Source organism: Marinomonas sp. THO17, assembly GCF_040436405.1.
Classification (GTDB): Bacteria; Pseudomonadota; Gammaproteobacteria; order Pseudomonadales; family Marinomonadaceae; genus Marinomonas.
Window position 1 is genome coordinate 1,883,645 of record NZ_AP031575.1, and the last position, 19,509, is coordinate 1,903,153.

The 19,509-nt window shown below is 42.3% G+C and carries 17 protein-coding genes, 1 tRNA gene and 2 pseudogenes; 13 read left to right on the forward strand and 7 right to left on the reverse strand.

The window, feature by feature from the left end; genetic code table 11:
• Positions 1 to 13 precede the first annotated feature (13 nt).
• The 7 genes and pseudogenes from ABXS85_RS09005 to ABXS85_RS09035 all read left to right on the forward strand — a co-directional run bounded on the left by ABXS85_RS09005 (position 14) and on the right by ABXS85_RS09035 (position 6,620).
• Positions 14 to 1,183, forward strand: a complete 1,170-nt coding sequence (locus ABXS85_RS09005; protein WP_353669683.1) for an alanine racemase — start codon at positions 14 to 16, stop codon at positions 1,181 to 1,183.
• Positions 1,173 to 2,444: a hypothetical protein gene (locus tag ABXS85_RS09010; RefSeq protein WP_353669684.1), complete on the forward strand. Its 1,272-nt coding sequence runs from the start codon at positions 1,173 to 1,175 to the stop codon at positions 2,442 to 2,444. Before ABXS85_RS09005 ends, ABXS85_RS09010 begins: the two co-directional genes overlap by 11 nt.
• A gap of 3 nt (positions 2,445 to 2,447) precedes the next feature.
• Positions 2,448 to 3,389, forward strand: a complete 942-nt coding sequence (locus tag ABXS85_RS09015) for an ornithine cyclodeaminase family protein (RefSeq protein WP_353669685.1) — start codon at positions 2,448 to 2,450, stop codon at positions 3,387 to 3,389.
• 26 nt (positions 3,390 to 3,415) lie between these two features.
• Positions 3,416 to 4,168: a YqcI/YcgG family protein gene (locus ABXS85_RS09020; protein ID WP_353669686.1), complete on the forward strand. Its 753-nt coding sequence runs from the start codon at positions 3,416 to 3,418 to the stop codon at positions 4,166 to 4,168.
• 4 nt (positions 4,169 to 4,172) lie between these two features.
• On the forward strand, positions 4,173 to 5,099 hold the full coding sequence (locus ABXS85_RS09025; RefSeq protein WP_353669687.1) for a DMT family transporter: 927 nt from the start codon (positions 4,173 to 4,175) through the stop codon (positions 5,097 to 5,099).
• 115 nt (positions 5,100 to 5,214) lie between these two features.
• Positions 5,215 to 5,412: pseudogene (locus tag ABXS85_RS09030) on the forward strand (helix-turn-helix domain-containing protein); the annotation flags it as partial.
• A 100-nt stretch (positions 5,413 to 5,512) separates the two neighbouring features.
• A pseudogene (locus tag ABXS85_RS09035) lies at positions 5,513 to 6,620 on the forward strand (IS3 family transposase).
• 480 nt (positions 6,621 to 7,100) lie between these two features.
• On the opposite strand, the gene ABXS85_RS09040 reads toward ABXS85_RS09035, so the two are convergent.
• A tRNA-Arg gene (locus ABXS85_RS09040) sits at positions 7,101 to 7,177 on the reverse strand.
• A 200-nt stretch (positions 7,178 to 7,377) separates the two neighbouring features.
• Here ABXS85_RS09040 and ABXS85_RS09045 point away from each other — a divergent pair.
• Positions 7,378 to 7,713, forward strand: coding sequence for a cytochrome c5 family protein (locus ABXS85_RS09045; protein ID WP_353669688.1), 336 nt, complete (start codon positions 7,378 to 7,380; stop codon positions 7,711 to 7,713).
• A gap of 10 nt (positions 7,714 to 7,723) precedes the next feature.
• On the opposite strand, the gene rep is transcribed toward ABXS85_RS09045, so the two are convergent.
• The 4 genes from rep to ABXS85_RS09065 form a co-directional block, all read right to left on the reverse strand.
• Complete coding sequence (rep, locus tag ABXS85_RS09050; protein WP_353669689.1) at positions 7,724 to 9,772, reverse strand: DNA helicase Rep; 2,049 nt, start codon at positions 9,770 to 9,772, stop codon at positions 7,724 to 7,726.
• A gap of 168 nt (positions 9,773 to 9,940) precedes the next feature.
• The gene (locus ABXS85_RS09055; RefSeq protein ID WP_353669690.1) at positions 9,941 to 10,849 is read right to left on the reverse strand and encodes a bile acid:sodium symporter family protein; all 909 of its coding nucleotides are present in this window, start codon (positions 10,847 to 10,849) and stop codon (positions 9,941 to 9,943) included.
• A gap of 152 nt (positions 10,850 to 11,001) precedes the next feature.
• A complete protein-coding gene (locus tag ABXS85_RS09060; protein WP_353669691.1) occupies positions 11,002 to 11,781 on the reverse strand; it encodes an outer membrane beta-barrel protein in 780 nt (259 codons plus the stop codon).
• A 60-nt stretch (positions 11,782 to 11,841) separates the two neighbouring features.
• Complete coding sequence (locus tag ABXS85_RS09065) at positions 11,842 to 13,359, reverse strand: YifB family Mg chelatase-like AAA ATPase (RefSeq protein WP_353669692.1); 1,518 nt, start codon at positions 13,357 to 13,359, stop codon at positions 11,842 to 11,844.
• 149 nt (positions 13,360 to 13,508) lie between these two features.
• Here ABXS85_RS09065 and ABXS85_RS09070 point away from each other — a divergent pair, with 149 nt between their 5' ends.
• Entirely contained in the window at positions 13,509 to 13,730 is a 222-nt protein-coding gene (locus ABXS85_RS09070; RefSeq protein WP_353669693.1) for a TIGR02450 family Trp-rich protein, read from the forward strand.
• A gap of 5 nt (positions 13,731 to 13,735) precedes the next feature.
• Here ABXS85_RS09070 and ABXS85_RS09075 read toward each other — a convergent pair whose 3' ends face one another.
• Positions 13,736 to 13,972: an accessory factor UbiK family protein gene (locus ABXS85_RS09075; RefSeq protein ID WP_353669694.1), complete on the reverse strand. Its 237-nt coding sequence runs from the start codon at positions 13,970 to 13,972 to the stop codon at positions 13,736 to 13,738.
• A 454-nt stretch (positions 13,973 to 14,426) separates the two neighbouring features.
• On the opposite strand from ABXS85_RS09075, the gene glnK reads away from it, so the two are divergent.
• From glnK to radA, 4 genes are all read left to right on the forward strand, one after another.
• Complete coding sequence (gene glnK, locus ABXS85_RS09080; RefSeq protein ID WP_013795072.1) at positions 14,427 to 14,765, forward strand: P-II family nitrogen regulator; 339 nt, start codon at positions 14,427 to 14,429, stop codon at positions 14,763 to 14,765.
• Between the two features lie 39 nt (positions 14,766 to 14,804).
• On the forward strand, positions 14,805 to 16,067 hold the full coding sequence (locus tag ABXS85_RS09085) for an ammonium transporter (protein ID WP_353669695.1): 1,263 nt from the start codon (positions 14,805 to 14,807) through the stop codon (positions 16,065 to 16,067).
• Positions 16,068 to 16,239: 172 nt separating this feature from the next.
• Positions 16,240 to 17,766 carry a carbon-nitrogen hydrolase family protein gene (locus ABXS85_RS09090; RefSeq protein WP_353669696.1) on the forward strand — a complete coding sequence of 509 codons (1,527 nt, stop codon included), beginning with the start codon at positions 16,240 to 16,242 and terminating at the stop codon, positions 17,764 to 17,766.
• Between the two features lie 70 nt (positions 17,767 to 17,836).
• Positions 17,837 to 19,222 (forward strand): DNA repair protein RadA, encoded by a 1,386-nt coding sequence (radA, locus tag ABXS85_RS09095; RefSeq protein ID WP_353669697.1) that lies wholly within the window; start codon positions 17,837 to 17,839, stop codon positions 19,220 to 19,222.
• Here radA and ABXS85_RS09100 read toward each other — a convergent pair.
• Entirely contained in the window at positions 19,202 to 19,498 is a 297-nt protein-coding gene (locus ABXS85_RS09100; protein WP_353669698.1) for a DUF1289 domain-containing protein, read from the reverse strand. The two genes, radA and ABXS85_RS09100, sit on opposite strands and share 21 nt — an antisense overlap.
• Positions 19,499 to 19,509: the final 11 nt, after the last annotated feature.

Genomic DNA, 19,509 nt, shown 5'->3' on the forward strand with positions numbered 1-19,509 from the left:
CCAAGGACGAAAAATGGAAATCAATCATTTACTAAAACAGGTTAGCACGCCTGCATTCGTATATTGTTACGATACCTTAAAAAAATCTAAAGATAACGTACAAAATGCAATTGACGGATTATGCACCGGTAACTGGATTGCGTATTCCTATAAAACCAACCCTCTATTAGCTCCTTATTTAGCAAACTTAGGGTGTGCTATGCAAGTCACATCTGTTCAACATTTAATGGAGGTTACTTCATTTCTTAGTGAAGAGGCCATAAGAAACAGCTTTTACTGTTCAGGCTCTTTAACTGCTAAAGACGCTTTAGAAGTTATTAAATCTGGAATATATATTGTCGTCGATTCTATTTCCCAGTTAGCCATTATTGATAAAGTGTCCCAGTCGTTAGATATAAAACCAAGGGTGTTGATTCGTGTTGATGCAGGTCAATCTGCCATAGACTCACCTTTTGGCACCTCTGGTATGTTGCAAGGTATTGATATAAAAACATTACCTAAGCTACTAAATAACCCCTATTCCAACGTACGTATTGTGGGAATTCATAATCACTTTGGTAGCCAAGTAACATCACTAGATGCATGGCAAGAAAATATTCGAAGAATTGCCACTATAGTCTGTGATCTAGATTACCCTTTAGAAATACTTAATTTGGGTGGAGGCACTCCCATAAATTACGATTCAATGAATGTCCCAAACATTGAAGAAATATATGAAAAAAGCCTAATCACCTCCTTAAAATCAATGAAAGATATACATCCAAGCCTAAAGATAGTTGTGGAGCCTGGTCGCTATATTGTCGGACCTTGTGGATTTTTGGTCGCAACAGCAACTAATTTACACTCTGCTGATAATCGACAAGGTGCTAATTTAGATGCTTCTCTATTTGCCTCTTTCCAAGATCGTTTTCTTTCAAATTTATCATTCCAATTTCCTGTGCTAGAACCTAAAGCAGATATTAACTCTAGTAGCAAGACTATTTTGCGAGGAAGCTCCCCGGCTTCAATAGACTATTTTGGTATTTATGAACATATACCGAATGTAAATCTAGGAGATAAAATCATATTTGGCATGGCTGGAGCTTATGCATCGTCAATGGGAAGTGGGTTTTCTGGTGTTGAATGCCCAAAAGAATATGTGTTACGAGATCTTGCTCTAGAGGATATTAGTAATGACAAATAAAATTTTATCCTCTCTTGTTAAGGAAGAAGAGGTTTGCCAATCATTTCTTCATATGACGTCATATGAAAATCGCCTATCAAATACAGCAAGTAGTTTTCTTTCTTCCGATTTAGGTAATCGCTATCATTTAAGTACACCATCTAGCCATAACGGTTCAGATATTAGTGTTCATATTGCAGGTTTTAATTGTCGAACTCTCTCTAGTGTTCATCAACTGGAGCTAGAGGCACATTCTGCAGTACAAACCATGTTTAATGCTAGCCATGCTGAGTTAAGGCTGGTATCCGGGGTTCACGCAACACTATCCACCATTGCAGCAATGACTGAACCTGGACAGATTGTATATTCTATTGCTCCAGAAGATGGAGGTCATTTTGCCACTAAACATGTTGTTGAGTCTTTAGGAAGGAATTCAAAATATATTCCTTGGGATACAAAAAACTTAAATATTGACCTTACAAAAACTCAAAATGCTTTTAAAAAAGACTTTCCTAGCATGGTCTTTTTGGATCACGGAACTCCTCTTTTTAATCTACCTGTTTCTCAATTAAAAGAAATGCTTCCACCGGAAGGTCTTTTAGTATACGACGCATCGCATACTCTAGGGTTAATAGCTGGAGGGTATTTCCAAAAGCCATTATTAGAAGGAGCTGATGTTATCCAAGGAAACACCCATAAAACATTTCCTGGCCCACAAAAAGCAATGGTTCTTTTTAAAAATGCTGAATTAGGAGCACGATATTCTGACTCCATTTCTCTTGGGTTGGTGTCTAGTCAGCATACACATCACACTATTGCATTAGGCATCACTATTTTAGAAATGCAAAAGTTCGGGACTCAGTATGCTGGAGACATGCTAAATAATGCTCAACATCTTGGAGAAAAGATGATGTCAGAAGGACTTGGCTTAGTGTCTCATAATGGCATATTCACAACGTCCCATGAACTCCTTATCAACAAAGGTTGGTTTGATAATTATTTACAAGGCGTAGATAGGTTATTTAATGTAGGGATCAGTGTGAATGGGCGCATAGCATTTTCCCAACCAACCATTCGAATAGGAGTTCAAGAAATTACCCGTCGGGGTATGAGCTCACTACAAATGACTCAAATTGCAAAGATCTTCAAATTAGCCCTCCAAGATTCCAAGTCCGTAGACTATATCCAAACAGCCATAGCAGAGCTTAATCAGGAATTTGATCAAGTGTTTTATTCATTTGATCAACCAAAAGCTTCACTCCATGCAGCTAACAGGAGATAAACAGTGATTTTTCTTAGTAAAAAAGAGATTCTCAAAGTCCTTGAAAATATAGATATATTTAACTGTATAGAAGAGGGGTTCATTGCGTTCTCAAAAGGTGAAGCGCTAATTCCTCCTGTTGCTGGAATGGAGTTTGCCTCTCCACCTGGAGAAGTCCATATAAAATATGGTGCTATAAATAACCATTCAGAATATGTCATTAAAATTGCTTCGGGTTTCTATGAAAACCCGAAAATAGGCATGCCCTCCAGCAATGGGGTTATGATGGTTTTTTCAAAAGTCACAGGAGAACTCTTATCCGTTTTGCATGATGAGGGATATCTTACAGACATTAGAACGGCGATTGCAGGAGCGATTTCTGCACGCTTACTTGCTCCTAAACATATAAAAAAAATAGGCATAATAGGAACAGGTACTCAAGCTAGACTTCAGCTCTCATATTTGAAGTACATAACGAAGTGCAGAGATGTTGTTATCTATGGGCGTCGAAAAGATGCTTGCCATAGTTTTCATAAAGATATGGCAGCGGAAGGTTTTAACATAAATATTGCCCATAGCATCTCTGAGCTAGCAGTTTCATGTAACTTAATAGTTACTACTACAACATCACGAGACGCTCTTCTTATGGCTAAAGATATACAGCTTGGCACCCACATAACAGCAGTTGGTGCAGATACTCCAGGTAAACAAGAGTTAGACCCTAAATTATTTGCAAAAGCCGATAGAGTTGTGGCTGATAGTATCGGGCAGTGTGTTGAGAGAGGGGAATGTGCCATAGGAATTCATAAGGGGTATTTACATAAGCAGCAAATAGTAGAGCTTGGAGAGTTGCTAGAAAAAAACAACACTTCCAGAGAAGAGACAGATATCACTATTGCTGATCTAACTGGAGTCGCAGTCCAGGACATTCAGATTGCTACTGCCGTTTATCACAACTCACTATAATTTCTATCTCACTGTAAGGAGACAAAATGGAATCCCCACTTATCAGCTTCAAAGAAGCGGAACATTTAATAGAAAGAAATAATGTCCAGTCATGGAAAAAACAGGTAGTTGAGCAAGTTAAAAGCAGAATTTTGAACAAGGACTACCCCTGCATTTTTACAAAATCTGCTTACGATCATGATCATATTATGATTAATTTTATAAATGATCCATTCAGCGAAGACGATCTAAATAGATCATTCGTTGCTATTAATGAATTCATTACTTTAATCAATAATACACGTAATAAACAATCAGCTTCTATGAAAACTTTATTACTGTGTATTGATTGCAATGAAATGGGGGCAGACGACGAACCTAAAGCAGTTTGGCACTTATTAAATGGATTTCTTCGTTTAGATTCTTCTGCTTGGCCGATGGATGTACCTACAGATCCAGAAAATGAAGAGTGGGCATATTCTCTCTTGGGAAAACGAGCTTTTATTACGGCTTTAACTCCAAGCCATAAGAAGCGGCATAGTCGAAATATTGGTTCCCATATGGTTCTTCTTTTCCAGTTACGAGACGGAATTGAGCATGTCGCTCCATATAACGCTAAAGGGGATAATATACGTGAGTTAATAAGACAGCGTATCGAAGCCTATGATGATGTTCCTTTAGCCCCAGATATGACCACTCATGGGGATGGGGGTAATAAGGATTGGACTCAGTACTGGCTAGGAGATAGCATGGAAAGCCATACAGGGAAATGTCCATTACATGATAAATATGGAGAGTAAAATAATGACGGCCAGCGCTTATTCAAAACGCTTGTTTAACGTAACTATAGCTGATTGGATACTGCTGGCTGTTGCTATGGTTTGGGGCTCTAGCTATCCCGCTGTTAAGTTTGTTTTAGACTATTCTGATGTAATGACATTTATCTTTATTCGGTTTAGCTTAACGGCTGTGATAATGCTACCCGTTGTTACAAAAAGCCTCTGCCATAATACTAAAGCAACATTAAGCGTTGGCTCTATTTTAGGCGTTTTACTGTTTCTTATTTTCTTATCTGAAACGGCAGGAGTACAAAGAACAACGGCGGTAAACGCGGCCTTCTTCATTAGCTTATGCGTCCTATTCACCCCCATACTAGAGTCGATAATAGCTAAAACATTCCCTCGACTAGGATTAATATTCGCCTGCTCATTAAGCTGCATTGGGGCTGGTTTAATGGGAGTGAATGATGACTACCATTTTCAATTAATGGAAGGAGATTTAATTATTCTCTTGGCTGCTTTTCTACGTTCAGTGGGCGTCATAACCACTAAACAGCTAATGCAGGAGAAAAAGTTAGACTCTGGGGCAGTCACTTTTATTCAGATGCTCGTAGTCGCGTTAATTGCAGGGAGTTGGCTATTAACATCTAAACATGGCTTCTCAGTACCATCCCATATGAGTTTTTGGTTAGTCACACTATATTTAGCGTTATTTTGTACTTTATTAGCTTTTTACCTACAAACTCACATGATCCGAGAAACATCCCCAACTCATGTAATCCTAATTATGGGCACAGAACCAATATTTGGTGCTTTATTTGCAATTATCCTTCTACAAGAAGCTCTTACTTTTATCCAGTTAATTGGAGGCTCTCTAATTATAGTGGCAACTTATTGGGGGATTATACATCAACAAAAACATAAGATAACGGCTCCTAATGAACAAATATAGGCCTAAGGTGTATTAGTTCAGACAAGATCTGACACATCTTCTTGAAAAAGAGAGAGTTACCCGTTTTGATAAAGGTGTCGAATCTTTAACTCAAAACAAAAAAGAGGTAACTCTCATGCTTCATACTAACAACCCAATCATCAAACACAAAGCAGGTTTACTTAATCTTGCCGAAGAACTGGGTAACGTATCTAAAGCTTGTAAAGTCATGGGCGTATCAAGGGATACGTTTTATCGTTATCAAGAGCTGGCCGAAGAAGGCGGTATTGATGCGTTAATTGATAAATCCCGTCGAGCACCAAATCTAAAAAACTGAGTCAACGAAGAAACTGAGCAAGCCGTTATGTCCACTTCCCCTAAACTGAGACAGACATAATTAGAGTTTTCTGTAATGATTAATACAGGAGACGACTATGAAAAAATCACGTTACACAGAGACACAGATCATCGCGGTATTAAAAGAAGTGGATTCCGGAATGAAGGTAGAGGATGTATGCCGTCAGCATGGAATCAGCAGTGCAACCTATTACAATTGGAAATCCAAATATGGGGGGATGGAAGCCTCTGATGTGAAACGATTAAAAGAGCTCGAAGAAGAAAACGCTAAGCTTAAAAAATGTACGCGGATGTCAGTTTAGAAAATCATGCGATCAAGGAATTAGTCGCAAAAAAGGGCTGGTGACAGCAGATAAACGAGATTGCGTTAGTGTATAGGTTGAAGCTGGTCTGAGTATTTTTAAGGCTTGTCAGTTTGTAAAGATTGGCCGTTCAACATTCTATCGCCCAGAGCGAGACTGGCGCAAAGCCGATGCTGCTGTCATTGAGGCCATTAATGCTGAACTGAAGAAATCTCCCAGAGCAGGATTCTGGAAGTGTTTTGGTCGTATGCGATTTAAGGGCTATCCGTTTAACCATAAGCGTGTTTATCGTGTGTACTGCCAGATGGGGCTGAATTTAAAACGCAGAACGAAGCGTATGCTTCCAAAACGCGTTGCACAACCGTTGGCAGTGTTAGACCAAGTGAACCACCAATGGGCACTGGATTTTATGCACGATACTTTATACTGCGGCAAACGATTTAGAACACTTAATCTTGTCGATGAAGGGACACGAGAATGTTTGGCGATAGAAGTTGATACATCGCTTCCGGCTGAACGAGTGGTGCGCACTTTAGAACAGTTAAAAACAGAGCGTGGCTTACCTAATCAAATTCGAGTAGATAATGGCCCTGAGCTTATCTTAGCCAAGCTGACCGACTGGTGTGAGGCGCATAATATCAACTTGGTTTATATCCAGCCTGGTAAGCCACAACAAAATGGTTTTGTTGAGCGTTTCAACGGTTCATTCCGTAGAGAATTTCTTGATGCCTATCTGTTTGAGAGCCTTAGCCAAGTAAAAGAAATGGCTTGGTTCTGGCGATTGGATTACAACGAAGAACGAACACATGAAAGTTTGGGTAACCTGCCTCCGGCAGCTTACCGAGCAAAACTGGAAAACTCTAGTTTAGAACTGTGCCATTAATGGGGAAGTGGACAGTTATTGCTTACGCAATTGACTACCTTTTGGCATTACAGCCATCCACCCTGATGAGTTCTTAAGTGACATGTTCGAATTAGATTCTGCAGCCTGTCTACTCGCAGCTCAACGACATAGAAAATCTCTGAAAAATCCGCCTTTTAATTCAAATGAGTACTTGGACTGCCTACTCAAACAAAAGCTCCCATCATTCGTTAGCGATTTGAAAAAACTTTCATTTGCAATATAAATTTCTACGCGGGACTCATATGAAACTTTCTAGCATTAAAAAGTATATAGATAGGGTAAAAACAGGGAAACTGGTCATTTGTTAAAGTTCCAAATTTCCCGCAGACTTGACAATACCCCTTCCACGAGCCGCCAACACCTTTTTGCCTTCCACTAATTTTTTTATTCATAGATTAGTTCCAAGTATTATAGGCAATTTCAAAGAGTTGATATTTTTATTTCAATGACTGATAAAAATGGCACGCCCGAAAGGATTTGAACCTTCGACCTTCGCCTCCGGAGGGCGACGCTCTATCCAGCTGAGCTACGGGCGCATAGTGAGCCATGATCGATGGACCAACGGCAAAAGAGTGTGCGTATTCTAAAGCAAATCCAGAAGTATTCCAGTGCTTAATACCAGAAATAATCAGAGAATCCTCTCAGACAAATGATCCAGTACATTTACCTTATCGTAAAACTCACTGATAATGTCATTATCCTCTTCGAGTAAAGCCATTTAGGGACAACAAAGCTTATGATGTTAACGAGATCTTCCACTCAGTTTAATCCGTTTCTTGTAACCGCATTGGTGTTATTTGCCTTTTTTGCCAGTACGGAAGTATTTGCCGAAAGAACGGGGGACAAGGTATTCAATACTTTTTGCGTCGCCTGTCACCTTCATGGTGTTGCAGGCGCGCCACAGTTTGGTAATGCTCAAGATTGGCAAGCCAGAATGGAAAAAGGCATGCCAACCTTACTAAAGCATGCCATTGAAGGTTTTAATGCTATGCCACCACGAGGCATGTGTTCGAATTGCAGTGACGATGAAATTCAGAGCGCCATTCAGTTTATGATAGACAATAGTCAATAATAGACAATTGCTAATCATTCAACATGGCTTTGAGAGCGGACAGAGAAGCTTGACCACGCTCACGCTTGGCACTTTCGCCTTCGTCGCCTAGGCCTTCCCACACCAGATCGTCTTCCGGCAGCTCGTCCAAAAAGCGGCTCGGTAAACAATCAATCTCTTCACCGAACTGACGACGTTTGGCAGCTAAAGTAATACATAAGGTCTTCTTAGCACGGGTGATACCAACGTAAGCCAACCGACGTTCTTCTTCTATGTCATCATTTTCAATACTGTTACGATGCGGCAATAATTCTTCTTCACAACCAATCAAGAAAACGTGGGGATACTCCAATCCCTTCGACGCATGCAATGTCAGCAATTGCACCTTGTCTTCGTCTTCCTCTTCTTCTTGTCGTTCTAACATATCGATCAGCAACAGCTTACTGATTGCCTGATCCAATTCAGCACTATCGTCGTCTTCCCAAGCCGACTCCATCATGCGTTGGATAGAATCGAGCAGGAAGCGCACATTTTCAATGCGCCGTTCCACTGCCTTGGTGGAGGCACTTTGTTCTTGAATCCAGCCATAATAATCCATGTCATGTATCATTTGCTCTATAACAGGAACAGGCGAAGCGCCTTGTAGCCTCTGTCTTAGAGTCGACATCCAACGTTCAAAGTCTTGCAAGCTTTTCAAGGATCGACCGGTAACCGTTTCTTCCAATTCTTTATAACCCGATGCTTCAAACAAGCTGACTCCGCGCTCGGTGGCTAAGTTGCCCACTTTTTCCAAGGTAGCAGGTCCAATTTCACGACGCGGTAGGTTCACCACCCGCAAAAAGGCATTGTCATCCGCTGGATTCACCAGTAAACGCAGGTACCCCATTAAATCTTTGATTTCCGCTCGTGAGAAAAACGATGTACCGCCATTCATCTTGTATGGAATACGATAAGCCTGCAGCTTTATTTCTAATAAACGTGCCTGATGATTACCACGATACAAAATAGCAAAGTCACGATAAGGAATGTCGTAACGTAAATGACGAGATTGAATTTCTGCCGCCACTCGCTCCGATTCCGCGTCTTCATTACGCGTCACCATGACACGAATTTTATCCCCCAGTCCCAAGTCACTCCATAAAGACTTATCGTAAACGTGAGGGTTATTCGCAATGAGGGTGTTGGCCGCTTTTAGAATGGTCTTGGTAGAACGATAATTCTGTTCCAACTTTACCAATTTGAGATTAGGGTAATCCACCGACAAACGCTCAAGGTTTTCTGGGCGCGCACCTCGCCAAGCATAAATAGACTGATCATCGTCTCCAACCAAAGTGAAACAACGACGAAAGCCCGCCAGCAATCGAATCAACTCGTATTGACTGGCATTGGTATCCTGACACTCATCCACTAAGAGATATCGCACTTTATTTTGCCAGCGCTCACGCAGCTCATCGTCAGACATGAGTAAGCTAACGGGCAACAAAATCAAATCGTCAAAATCCACCGCATTATAAGCACGCAGATAACGCTGATATTGAGCGTACACTTGGGCTGCTAATAAATACTCTTCGGTATCCGCATTAGTGACCGCTTCTTGTGGTGTGATGAGATCGTTTTTCCAATTGGAGATAGTATGCTGACAAAAAGCTGCCGAATCGGTTTGACCATTAAATTCTTTGTCTAAAATTTCTTTCACCAAAGACAAAGAGTCCTGTGAGTCAAATAAAGTAAAACCTTCTTTTAAACCAACGCGGCGGTATTCTCGACGTAACATTCGCAGCCCAAGGTTGTGGAAAGTCGAAATACTTAGACCACGACTTTCTTCTTTCGCCAACATGCCCACCACACGTTCTTTCATTTCACGTGCTGCTTTGTTGGTAAAGGTCACCGCTATGATGCTACTTGCCTTGAATCCACAGGTTTGGATCAAATAAGCGATTTTCGTCGTGATAACGCTGGTTTTACCCGAGCCCGCTCCAGCCAGCACCAGCAATGGCCCGTCGATCTGCTTAACCGCCTCAAGCTGACGCTCATTCAGGTTTCGCATGCGCTGCGAGATAGAAGGTAAAGGTTCACTCATAATGACTCAACGTAAATGACTGACATACAAACCCACAGTGTAACCGACCTGCTCAGGAAGCTACAGCTACATAACCACTCTTACATAGTCACACTTAAATAGTTACTTTTAAATAGTTACTCTTTTTAAAAACTCTCTTTAGTAGAAAAGCCTAAAGCACATGTGAAATTATTCCTTGCTAACCGGACGACGACTCCAATAACTGGCAAGCAAAGAACCTGAGATGTTGTGCCAAATGCTGAAAAGAGTGCCAGGAAGCGCAGCCATGGGCGTAAAAAATTTCACCGCCAATGCTACCGCCAGACCTGAATTTTGCAATCCAACTTCAAAAGCGATGGTACGACATACACGAGCATCAAAGCCCAAGGCTTTTGTCACCCAATAGCCCAATACCAAACCGATACTGTTATGGATTATCACGGCCGCTGCCACGACCAAACCAATCTGCACAATTTTCGCAGCACTTAACGCAACCACAATGGCAATGATAAGAACAATGGCAAACATAGAAACATAAGGAAATATGGGCTCCGCCTTACGAACCCAGTTTGGTAAAAAGGTATTAATTAAAACCCCAATGGCTACGGGCAAGAGAACAATTTTAAATAAACTCATCAACATGGGCGCCACTGGAACATTAACACTTTGGCCTATCATCAGTGAGACAAGAAGTGGCGTCAGTACCACACCCAGCAAAGTGGAAATGGCCGTCATAGAAATAGACAAGGCCGTATCTCCTTTCGCGAGATAGCACATAACATTCGAAGCGGTGCCACCCGCCACGCTACCAACCAATAACATACCGACTGTTAATTCGTTATCAAAACCAAACATTGTGGCCACACCGAAAGCCGCTATTGGCATGACTAAAAATTGTAACAACACACCAACACCAACAGCTTTACCGTTTTTGACCACTTGCTTAAAATCTTTTGGACTTAACGTCAGCCCCATGGCCAACATAATAAGGGTTAACAAAGGAAGAATTTGAGATTTCAGATCAACAAACAAATGTGGCTGAAAAAACGCCCAAACTGAGAGCAACACCGCCCATAAGGGAAATAGCAGGATGACCATATTACCAACTCCATTTTTACAACATCATGCCAACACATGTCTGTCGTTTATTATCAAACGCCCAGCGCTTCCTTAAGAAAGCCGCTTGTCTAGCTAATCAAAACGAGGGAATGGAATTGTAATCAAATAAGGGGGATTAAAATAGCACTTCTTTAAAACGCAACAAGAAAGGAAACGCCCCATTCATTGGAAGAGTGGTTGGCTGTTTTTTCTCTTAAATCAGATCTTTCAGCCTCTTTTACAAACCAATATTTATAAAAGGGTTCAATCACAAAGCCACCCCCTTCTTGGTTTAGCAAACGTTTAAATTTTAATGAAAAATGGTAACCTCGGCCATTAGATAAATCCGTTTCAATCACACGATAATTTTCCTCAGCAGACAAACGGGTTCGATTTCGCGCTATGAGTACAAGCTCGTATTCTATTCGCGCGCCCATCAACCAACCTGCTTCACTTTCTAGCGCCTGAAACTCAATACCAACTGGGTTGTAAAAATAAGTTTGCTGACTTTTATATCCTTCAATCAGGGTCGAAGATACTCTATCTCTGGAATCTAATGTCGAACGTCGATAACCCAAGCCCAAATAAGGCGTTATTCGATACCCATCAACCAAATACAAAGCTCGACCGATCATACTTCTAAAGTTAATAATGTCGTTATTCACTTGCTCTATTTTGCCAGCGCTTTTTTGCGTAATCTTGTCACCGGAATAGGCTAAATCCACCAACAAAACTGAAAAGCTGTGGTATGAAGAGTAACGGGCTTGCACACCAAACAGAAAGCCATATTGTTCGATATCGCCATGTTCACCGTACTCTAAATAAGATAGATTTGGCCCTAACTCCAAATCATAACCACGCGTATCCGCCAACACGGGCACAGACATAATCGGAATCAGCCAACTCAGTAATAGTATGCAGAGCCTCATCATAATTGATGCCCTTCTCGCTTCCTTACTGTATAACTATAAACCAAGCTGGTTAAAAAATAATCAACCAGATAGCAGATTCCCTAAGGTCTTTTCCATTTTACGATAGCTTAAGGATTCCATAAGGTGTGCGCGGCTCACTTCTGTGCCATTCAAATCCGCTAAGGTTAAGGCGACTTTAAGTACCCTATGATAAGCTCGAGCAGATAAGTTTAATTTTTCCAAGGCTTGCTGCATAAAGCCTTTATCCGCTTCACTCAAGTTACAAATTCGTTCCAGCTCGCGTCCATTTAGCTGGGCATTTTGCACACCTTGGCGAACGCGTTGACGAATTACGGCAGCTTCCACGCGCTGTCGAATGGCATCACTTGATTCCCCTTCTTCTTGCGCATTAACCAACACATTCGACGGTAAAGGAGGGACTTCAACATGTAGATCAATACGATCTAAAAAGGGAGCCGACAGCTTTTTAAGGTATTTTTGACTCGCTGCAGATTGATAATAATCTTGCTCCCCACGATACGTTTCATTACTGGCATTCATCGCCGCGACCAACTGAAAACGGGCAGGAAACATCACTTGGCCACGTGCTCTAGAAATATGCACTTCACCACTTTCTAAGGGCTCTCGTAATACTTCTAAAACCTTACGATCGAATTCTGGTAACTCATCTAAAAATAACACGCCACAATGTGCCAAAGAGACTTCTCCTGGCTGCGGAATCGAACCGCCCCCCACTAAAGCAACGGCCGAGCAAGAATGATGAGGAGAACGAAAAGGCCTTTCAGACCAGTGCCAATCGCGACCCATTTTACGTCCAGCTACCGACTGAACTGACGCCACAGATAAGGCTTCTGTTTCCGTCATTTGTGGCATGATACTTGGCAAACGTGATGCTAACATGGTTTTACCTGTCCCTGCTGGACCGATGAACAGCAAATTATGACCACCTGCTGCCGCGACTTCTAAAGCTCGCCTTGCTTGGTACTGACCTTTTACATCGCGCATATCATTAAAGTGATGGCAGCTCTCTTGTGCATCTAATGCCTGTCCTAGGCAAGTAGGCAAACTGGTTTGCTTTAATAAATGCGCCGTCACTTGTGTTAAATGTCTGGCACAAACTGCATTTCCTTCAACTAAAGCGGCTTCTTGTTGGTTCGCTTCGGGCAAAATAAGTTGTCGACCGGCTTGCTGACAAGCAATCGCAGAGGGTAAAAGCCCAGAAATGCCTCGAATATCACCGGATAAGGCTAATTCGCCAATAAATTCTATGTCGCCAAGATTCACGTCACCCAATTGCCCCGAGGCTACCAACACACTAATGGCAATTGCCAAATCATAACGCCCACCTTCTTTAGGCAAATCCGCTGGCGCGAGATTAATGGTGACTCGACGTGTTGGAAATTCAAAATGACTGTTGATAATGGCGCTGCGGACTCTGTCTTTGGCTTCACGCACTGCCGCTTCAGGTAAGCCAACAATGTTAAGAGAGGGTAAACCATTGGAAATATGCGTTTCTACTGTTACTAAGGGAGACATCACGCCCACACGAGCACGACTGTATATGGTTGCTAAACTCATGATCACTCCTTGATCTAAGAATTATGGCACGCTGAATCATCCTTTTCGGCGTGTTGTGCGTATTTGAGTTAATCTATAGCTTTTTAACTCAATCACGTTTTAACTAGTGCTTTTTTATTCACTTTATTAATTACTATTTCTAGCCCATCATGAACAAAAATCAGATCAATCCAGACAAACTTTTATTGTCCAAATGGACTTCTCGCACACCTCAACAAAAAGAAAAACACTTTATTGTGACCGAGTTATTTCGAGACGAAAACGACCAAATACTCGAATGCTTGTTGGAAGCCGTCATCAATAAAAACCAATATCGCGTTGTTTGGCAAGAGCTTGCTAACATTGAGCAATGGCAGCAGGGTTGGAAATAGAGACCTTATTTTTCCTCTAACTCGGCTAGACGCGCTTCCAATAAAGCGAGTTTTTCACGATATCTCGCTAACATAGCAGCCTGCACTTCAAACTCTTCACGCGTCACCAAGTCCATCTTACTGAGGGTATTTTGCGCTACTTGATGAAGCTGCGCCTGAATTTCCTCTTTGGGCAATTTGCCTAACGTATCCGCAGCTTGCTCCAAACCAGTGCCTAATTGCTTTATAAATTGATCAATCATTATAGTATCGTCACTTAAAAGGGTGAATTTGTCATTAGTACTAAGTATAAAGCGGGAGTAACTGAGCAAACAAGAGACATTCTATGCATCGTAACTGTGCGTATGAACATGTTGATTGATCAAAAACCGACCAACATAAAGCAATACTCTCTCCCAAACGTACTGCATAGGTTTTTCATTTTCTGCATAATTAGCAATTAGATAGCCAATTCATACGCGGTAAATTCCTATCTCAATTCAACACGCGCACCGTTTTAACGCACCAAAAAGAAACCACTCACCAATATATAGCACTAATTCGACTCATTCATCGCCATTTTTAATTTCAAAAAGTCGACAAAATCCTTACAAAGCCCAGAAAGATAGGACTCCTTTAGATATGGCACACATATTGAATAAAAGACACCTACCTGCGAAATGACAATAAAACTGACTTTTAAAGGAGACAGTGGGTATGAAGCTTATTACTGCCATCATCAAGCCATTTAAACTCGATGATGTTCGAGAAGCGCTTTCTGAAATCGGTGTTCAAGGTATCACGGTAACAGAAGTAAAAGGGTTCGGACGTCAAAAAGGTCACACTGAACTGTACCGTGGTGCAGAGTACGTTGTGGACTTTCTACCTAAAGTAAAAATCGAGCTAGCCATTGCAGACGACATGACCGACCAAGTGGTTGAAGCTATTAGTGGTGCCGCAAACACTGGCAAAATCGGCGACGGTAAAATCTTTATCGTTAACCTTGAGCAAGCGGTTCGTATTCGTACCGGCGAAACAGGTGTAGAAGCCGTTTAATCACTGTTCGAATAATAAAAGCCTTTAGGGGGGCGAAACATGCAAGATCAAATTTTTCACTTACAATATGCCATGGACACCTTCTACTTCTTGGTGTGTGGCGCACTGGTTATGTGGATGGCAGCTGGGTTTGCCATGTTGGAAGCAGGTCTAGTACGTGCTAAAAACACCACAGAAATCCTTACCAAGAACGTCGCTTTGTTCGCGATCTCTTGTATCATGTACCTAGTATGTGGTTACTCAATCATGTACGGCGGCACTTGGTTCCTAACTGGCATTCAAGATGTTGACGTGGCTTCAACGCTAACTGACTTTGCTGGCCGTGACGGCGGTTTCGAAGGCGGTTCTATTTACTCTGGCGCTTCTGATTTCTTCTTCCAAGTGGTATTCGTAGCAACGGCGATGTCTATCGTCTCTGGTGCGGTTGCTGAGCGCATGAAATTATGGTCTTTCCTAATCTTCGCGGTAGTAATGACAGCTTTCATCTACCCAATGGAAGGTTCTTGGACTTGGGGTGGCAACGATGTATTCGGTATGTTCAACCTAGGCGACCTTGGTTTCTCTGATTTCGCAGGTTCTGGTATCGTTCATATGGCAGGTGCAGCAGCCGCTCTAGCAGGTGTTATTGTACTTGGTGCTCGTAAAGGTAAATATGGCCCTAACGGCGAAGTACGCGCTATCCCTGGTGCTAACCTACCACTAGCAACACTAGGTACTTTCATCCTTTGGATGGGTTGGTTCGGTTTCAACGGTGGTTCCGTATTGAAGCTAGGTGATATTGCCAACGCTAACTCTGTCGCCATGGTATTCCTAAATACTAATGCAGCGGCGGCTGGTGGTGCGATCGGTGCACTATTGCTTGCTCGCATTCTATTTGGTAAAGCGGATATCACTATGCTACTTAATGGTGCACTAGCAGGTCTTGTTGCCATTACTGCTGAGCCTTCTACTCCTTCGGCTCTAGGTGCAACGCTAATCGGTGTTGTAGGTGGTCTAATCGTTGTGGTTTCTATCTTGACACTAGATAAGCTAAAAATTGACGATCCAGTTGGTGCTATCTCTGTTCACGGTGTGGTTGGTCTTTGGGGTCTATTAGCAGTGCCTCTAACTAACGACGGCGTAAGTTTCAGCGGTCAAATCGCAGGAGCATTGACTATCTTCCTATGGGTATTCGTAACCAGCTTGGTAGCTTGGTTGATTATCAAAGCTATCATGGGTGTTCGTGTTAGCGAAGAAGAAGAGTACGAAGGTGTTGACCTATCTGAATGTGGTATGGAAGCGTACCCAGAATTCAAGAAGTAAGACACAGTTAATCTCATCTTACTCTTTTCTGTAAGACCAAACCCTCGCCCCGGCGGGGGTTTTCTTTTTTTAGCGCTCATAATTGCAATGAAAGGATTTCAAAGAAGTTATCACCCCAATCACCCAATAGGTTATTATCCAATTTTATCGCGAACATAAAGGCTCACTCAGCATGCGTGAAGATTTACATTTAAAAATTCGTAACATCACCAACCAAGATTACACCCAAGTCAAAACCCTAATGGATAAGGTTTATCATGATATTGGCGGCGCCTGGCCTGAGCATACTATCCATAAACTGATTAAAGACTTTCCAGAGGGGCAGATCTGTCTGGAAGATCATGGTGAAATTGTTGGCATTGCCCTTTCTGTACAAGTGAATTATCAAAAATTCAGTAACCCACACACTTATGATGATTTAGTAGATCAAAAGGAAAATATCTTAAATGACCCAATGGGTGATGCTATGTATGGTCTGGATCTACTGATTTCACCTGATTATCGGGGTTATCGTTTGGGACGTCGTCTCTATGAGGCCAGAAAAGAACTGTGTCGCCAACATAATCTAAGAGCAATTTTAGCCGGTGGTCGCATTCCAAATTATCATGAACATGCTCATGAAATGACCGCCGTAGAATATCTTGAAGCAGTGAGCGAGCGAAAAATTTATGATCCTATTTTGACCTTTCAATTATCAAACGATTTTCAGGTCACTCGCTTAATGAAACGTTACTTGCCGGAAGATGAAAAATCGCAAGGCTATGCGACCTTATTGGAATGGAAAAATATTTTCTTCACGCCAGAAACTACAGTAATACAATCCCGTAAAACCCAAGTGCGTATTGGGGCCATTCAATGGCAAATGCGTGAAGTGGAAAGTGTTGATGAGCTACTCAAACAAGTCGAATACTTTGTTGATGCTGTCTCCGACTATAAAAGTGACTTTGTACTCTTCCCCGAGTTCTTTAACGCGCCTTTAATTGGCTTAAGCCCAGACCAAAGTAATCAAACTGAAGCCATTCGATTCTTAGCCAGTTTCACCGAACGCTTTAAAAATGAAATGTCACAATTGGCGGTCAGCTACAACATTAATGTGATTACCGGTTCCATGCCATTAATGGAAGATGAAACTCTCTATAATGTCAGCTACCTATGTCGTCGTGATGGCACAGTAGAAGAACAGAAAAAAATTCATATCACCCCGCACGAGCGGCGTGATTGGATCATCGAAGGTGGCCATGATTTAAAAGTGTTTGATACGGATGCGGGTCGAGTCGGTATTTTGATATGTTACGATGTGGAATTCCCTGAACTGGGACGTTTATTGGCCTCTCAAGACATGGACATTTTGTTCGTACCTTTCTGGACAGATACTAAAAACGGCTACTTGCGAGTACGTCGCTGCGCCCAAGCACGAGCCATTGAAAACGAATGCTACGTGGTGATCTGTGGTAGTTGTGGCAACTTACCACAAGTAGAAAATCTAGACATACAGTATGCACAAAGTTCCGTATTTTCACCTTCCGACTTTTCCTATCCACACGATGCCGTCATGGCAGAAACCACACCAAATACGGAGATGATCATGTTCTCAGATTTGGACTTAGATAAGTTAAAACTGACGCGAAGTGAAGGCTCGGTTAATAACCTAAAAGACCGTCGTACTGACCTGTATTCGCTTAATTGGAAAAGTCTGTAACGAGCATTAAGTAATATTCGCCCTGTGATAACATGGACGTTAACCAAGACAAGCAAATTAAGAGAAACAAATGGCTAAAGCGAAAACCGCCTTTGTCTGCAATGAATGCGGTGCAGACTACGCCAAATGGCAAGGCCAATGTCAGGCCTGTGGCGCATGGAATTCACTTTCAGAAATACGCCTAACTTCCAGAAAAACTTCAGCACGAGTAGCGGCCAGCCAAGACACTAGAACCCTAGGTTATGCCGGCGCGACTACAGGTATTCAAGACTTATCCGAAGTGGATCTGGCCGATGTACCACGCTTCAGCTCAGGAGCAAATGAATTTGACCGAGTATTAGGGGGCGGTTTAGTGCCAGGAGGCGTGGTGTTAATTGGTGGTCACCCAGGGGCAGGCAAGAGTACGTTATTGCTGCAAACCATGTGCTGGCTTGCGCAACAACAAAGTGCACTCTATGTAACGGGGGAAGAATCACTACAGCAAGTTGCCATGCGTGCCAAGCGTCTTGGTTTACCTACACAAAACCTCAAAATGCTGTCTGAAACGAATGTTGAAGCCATTCTCAATGTAGCACAACAAGTAAAACCCAAAGTCATCGTCATTGACTCAATCCAGGTCATGCATTTGGATGGTATTGAATCTGCACCAGGGAGTGTGTCGCAAGTTCGTGAAAGCGCTGCTGTACTGACCCGCTTTGCCAAGCAAACACAAACCGCCGTCTTGCTGGTTGGGCATGTAACCAAAGACGGTACCTTGGCAGGACCAAAAGTGTTGGAACACATGGTAGATTGTTCGGTATTACTAGAAGGCTCGGAAGATTCACGTTTTCGCACCTTACGTGGTATGAAAAACCGCTTTGGGGCAGTAAACGAGCTAGGGGTTTTTGCCATGTTGGAAAACGGCTTGAAAGAAGTCAAAAACCCCAGTTCTATTTTCCTCAATCGTAGCAATCATCCGGCAGCAGGTAGTTTAGTTATGGTGGTGTGGGAAGGTACTCGTCCACTACTCGTTGAACTGCAAGCCTTAGTGGATGATTCCGCTCTTGGTAATCCAAGGCGTGTCACAGTAGGTTTTGATCATAATCGTTTGGCCATGTTACTCGCTGTACTTCACAAGCACGGCGGCTTATTAACGGCCGATCAGGATGTATACCTAAATGTGGTGGGTGGCGTCAAAGTATTAGAAACCAGCGCAGATTTGGCCGCTATTGCAGCTGTCGTATCCAGTTTCCGTGATCAAGTATTACCGCACGACTTGGTCGTACTAGGAGAAGTTGGCTTGTCGGGCGAAATTCGTCCGGTTCCCTCTGGGCAAGAACGTATTAGTGAAGCTGCAAAACATGGCTTTACTAAAGCCGTTGTACCAAAAGCCAATTGTCCGAAAAAATCGATTGATGGTATGAAAGTCATAGGAGTAGAACGTCTCTCCGAAGCCTTAGAAGCTATTTTCGGTTAACGAATTGACAAACAAATCACCAACAGGGTCATCTTCTATGCCATACGGCAATGCTTTGTCAGACATAGCTTCAAGCTTATCTTGGCGTGCTTTTAACAAACGTGCTCGGCGCTGTTTACAGAGTTCTAATACATGAAAACGCGCTTCATTGGACAAGGAAAACCAATGAAAGCGCTCTTCTCGGTTACGCAAGCACCCTTTGCAAAAGCCTTTTTTGGTATTTTCACAGATACCGCGACAAGGGCTTTCTATGGCAAATAACTCGATTTGTTCCATACGCCCTCCGT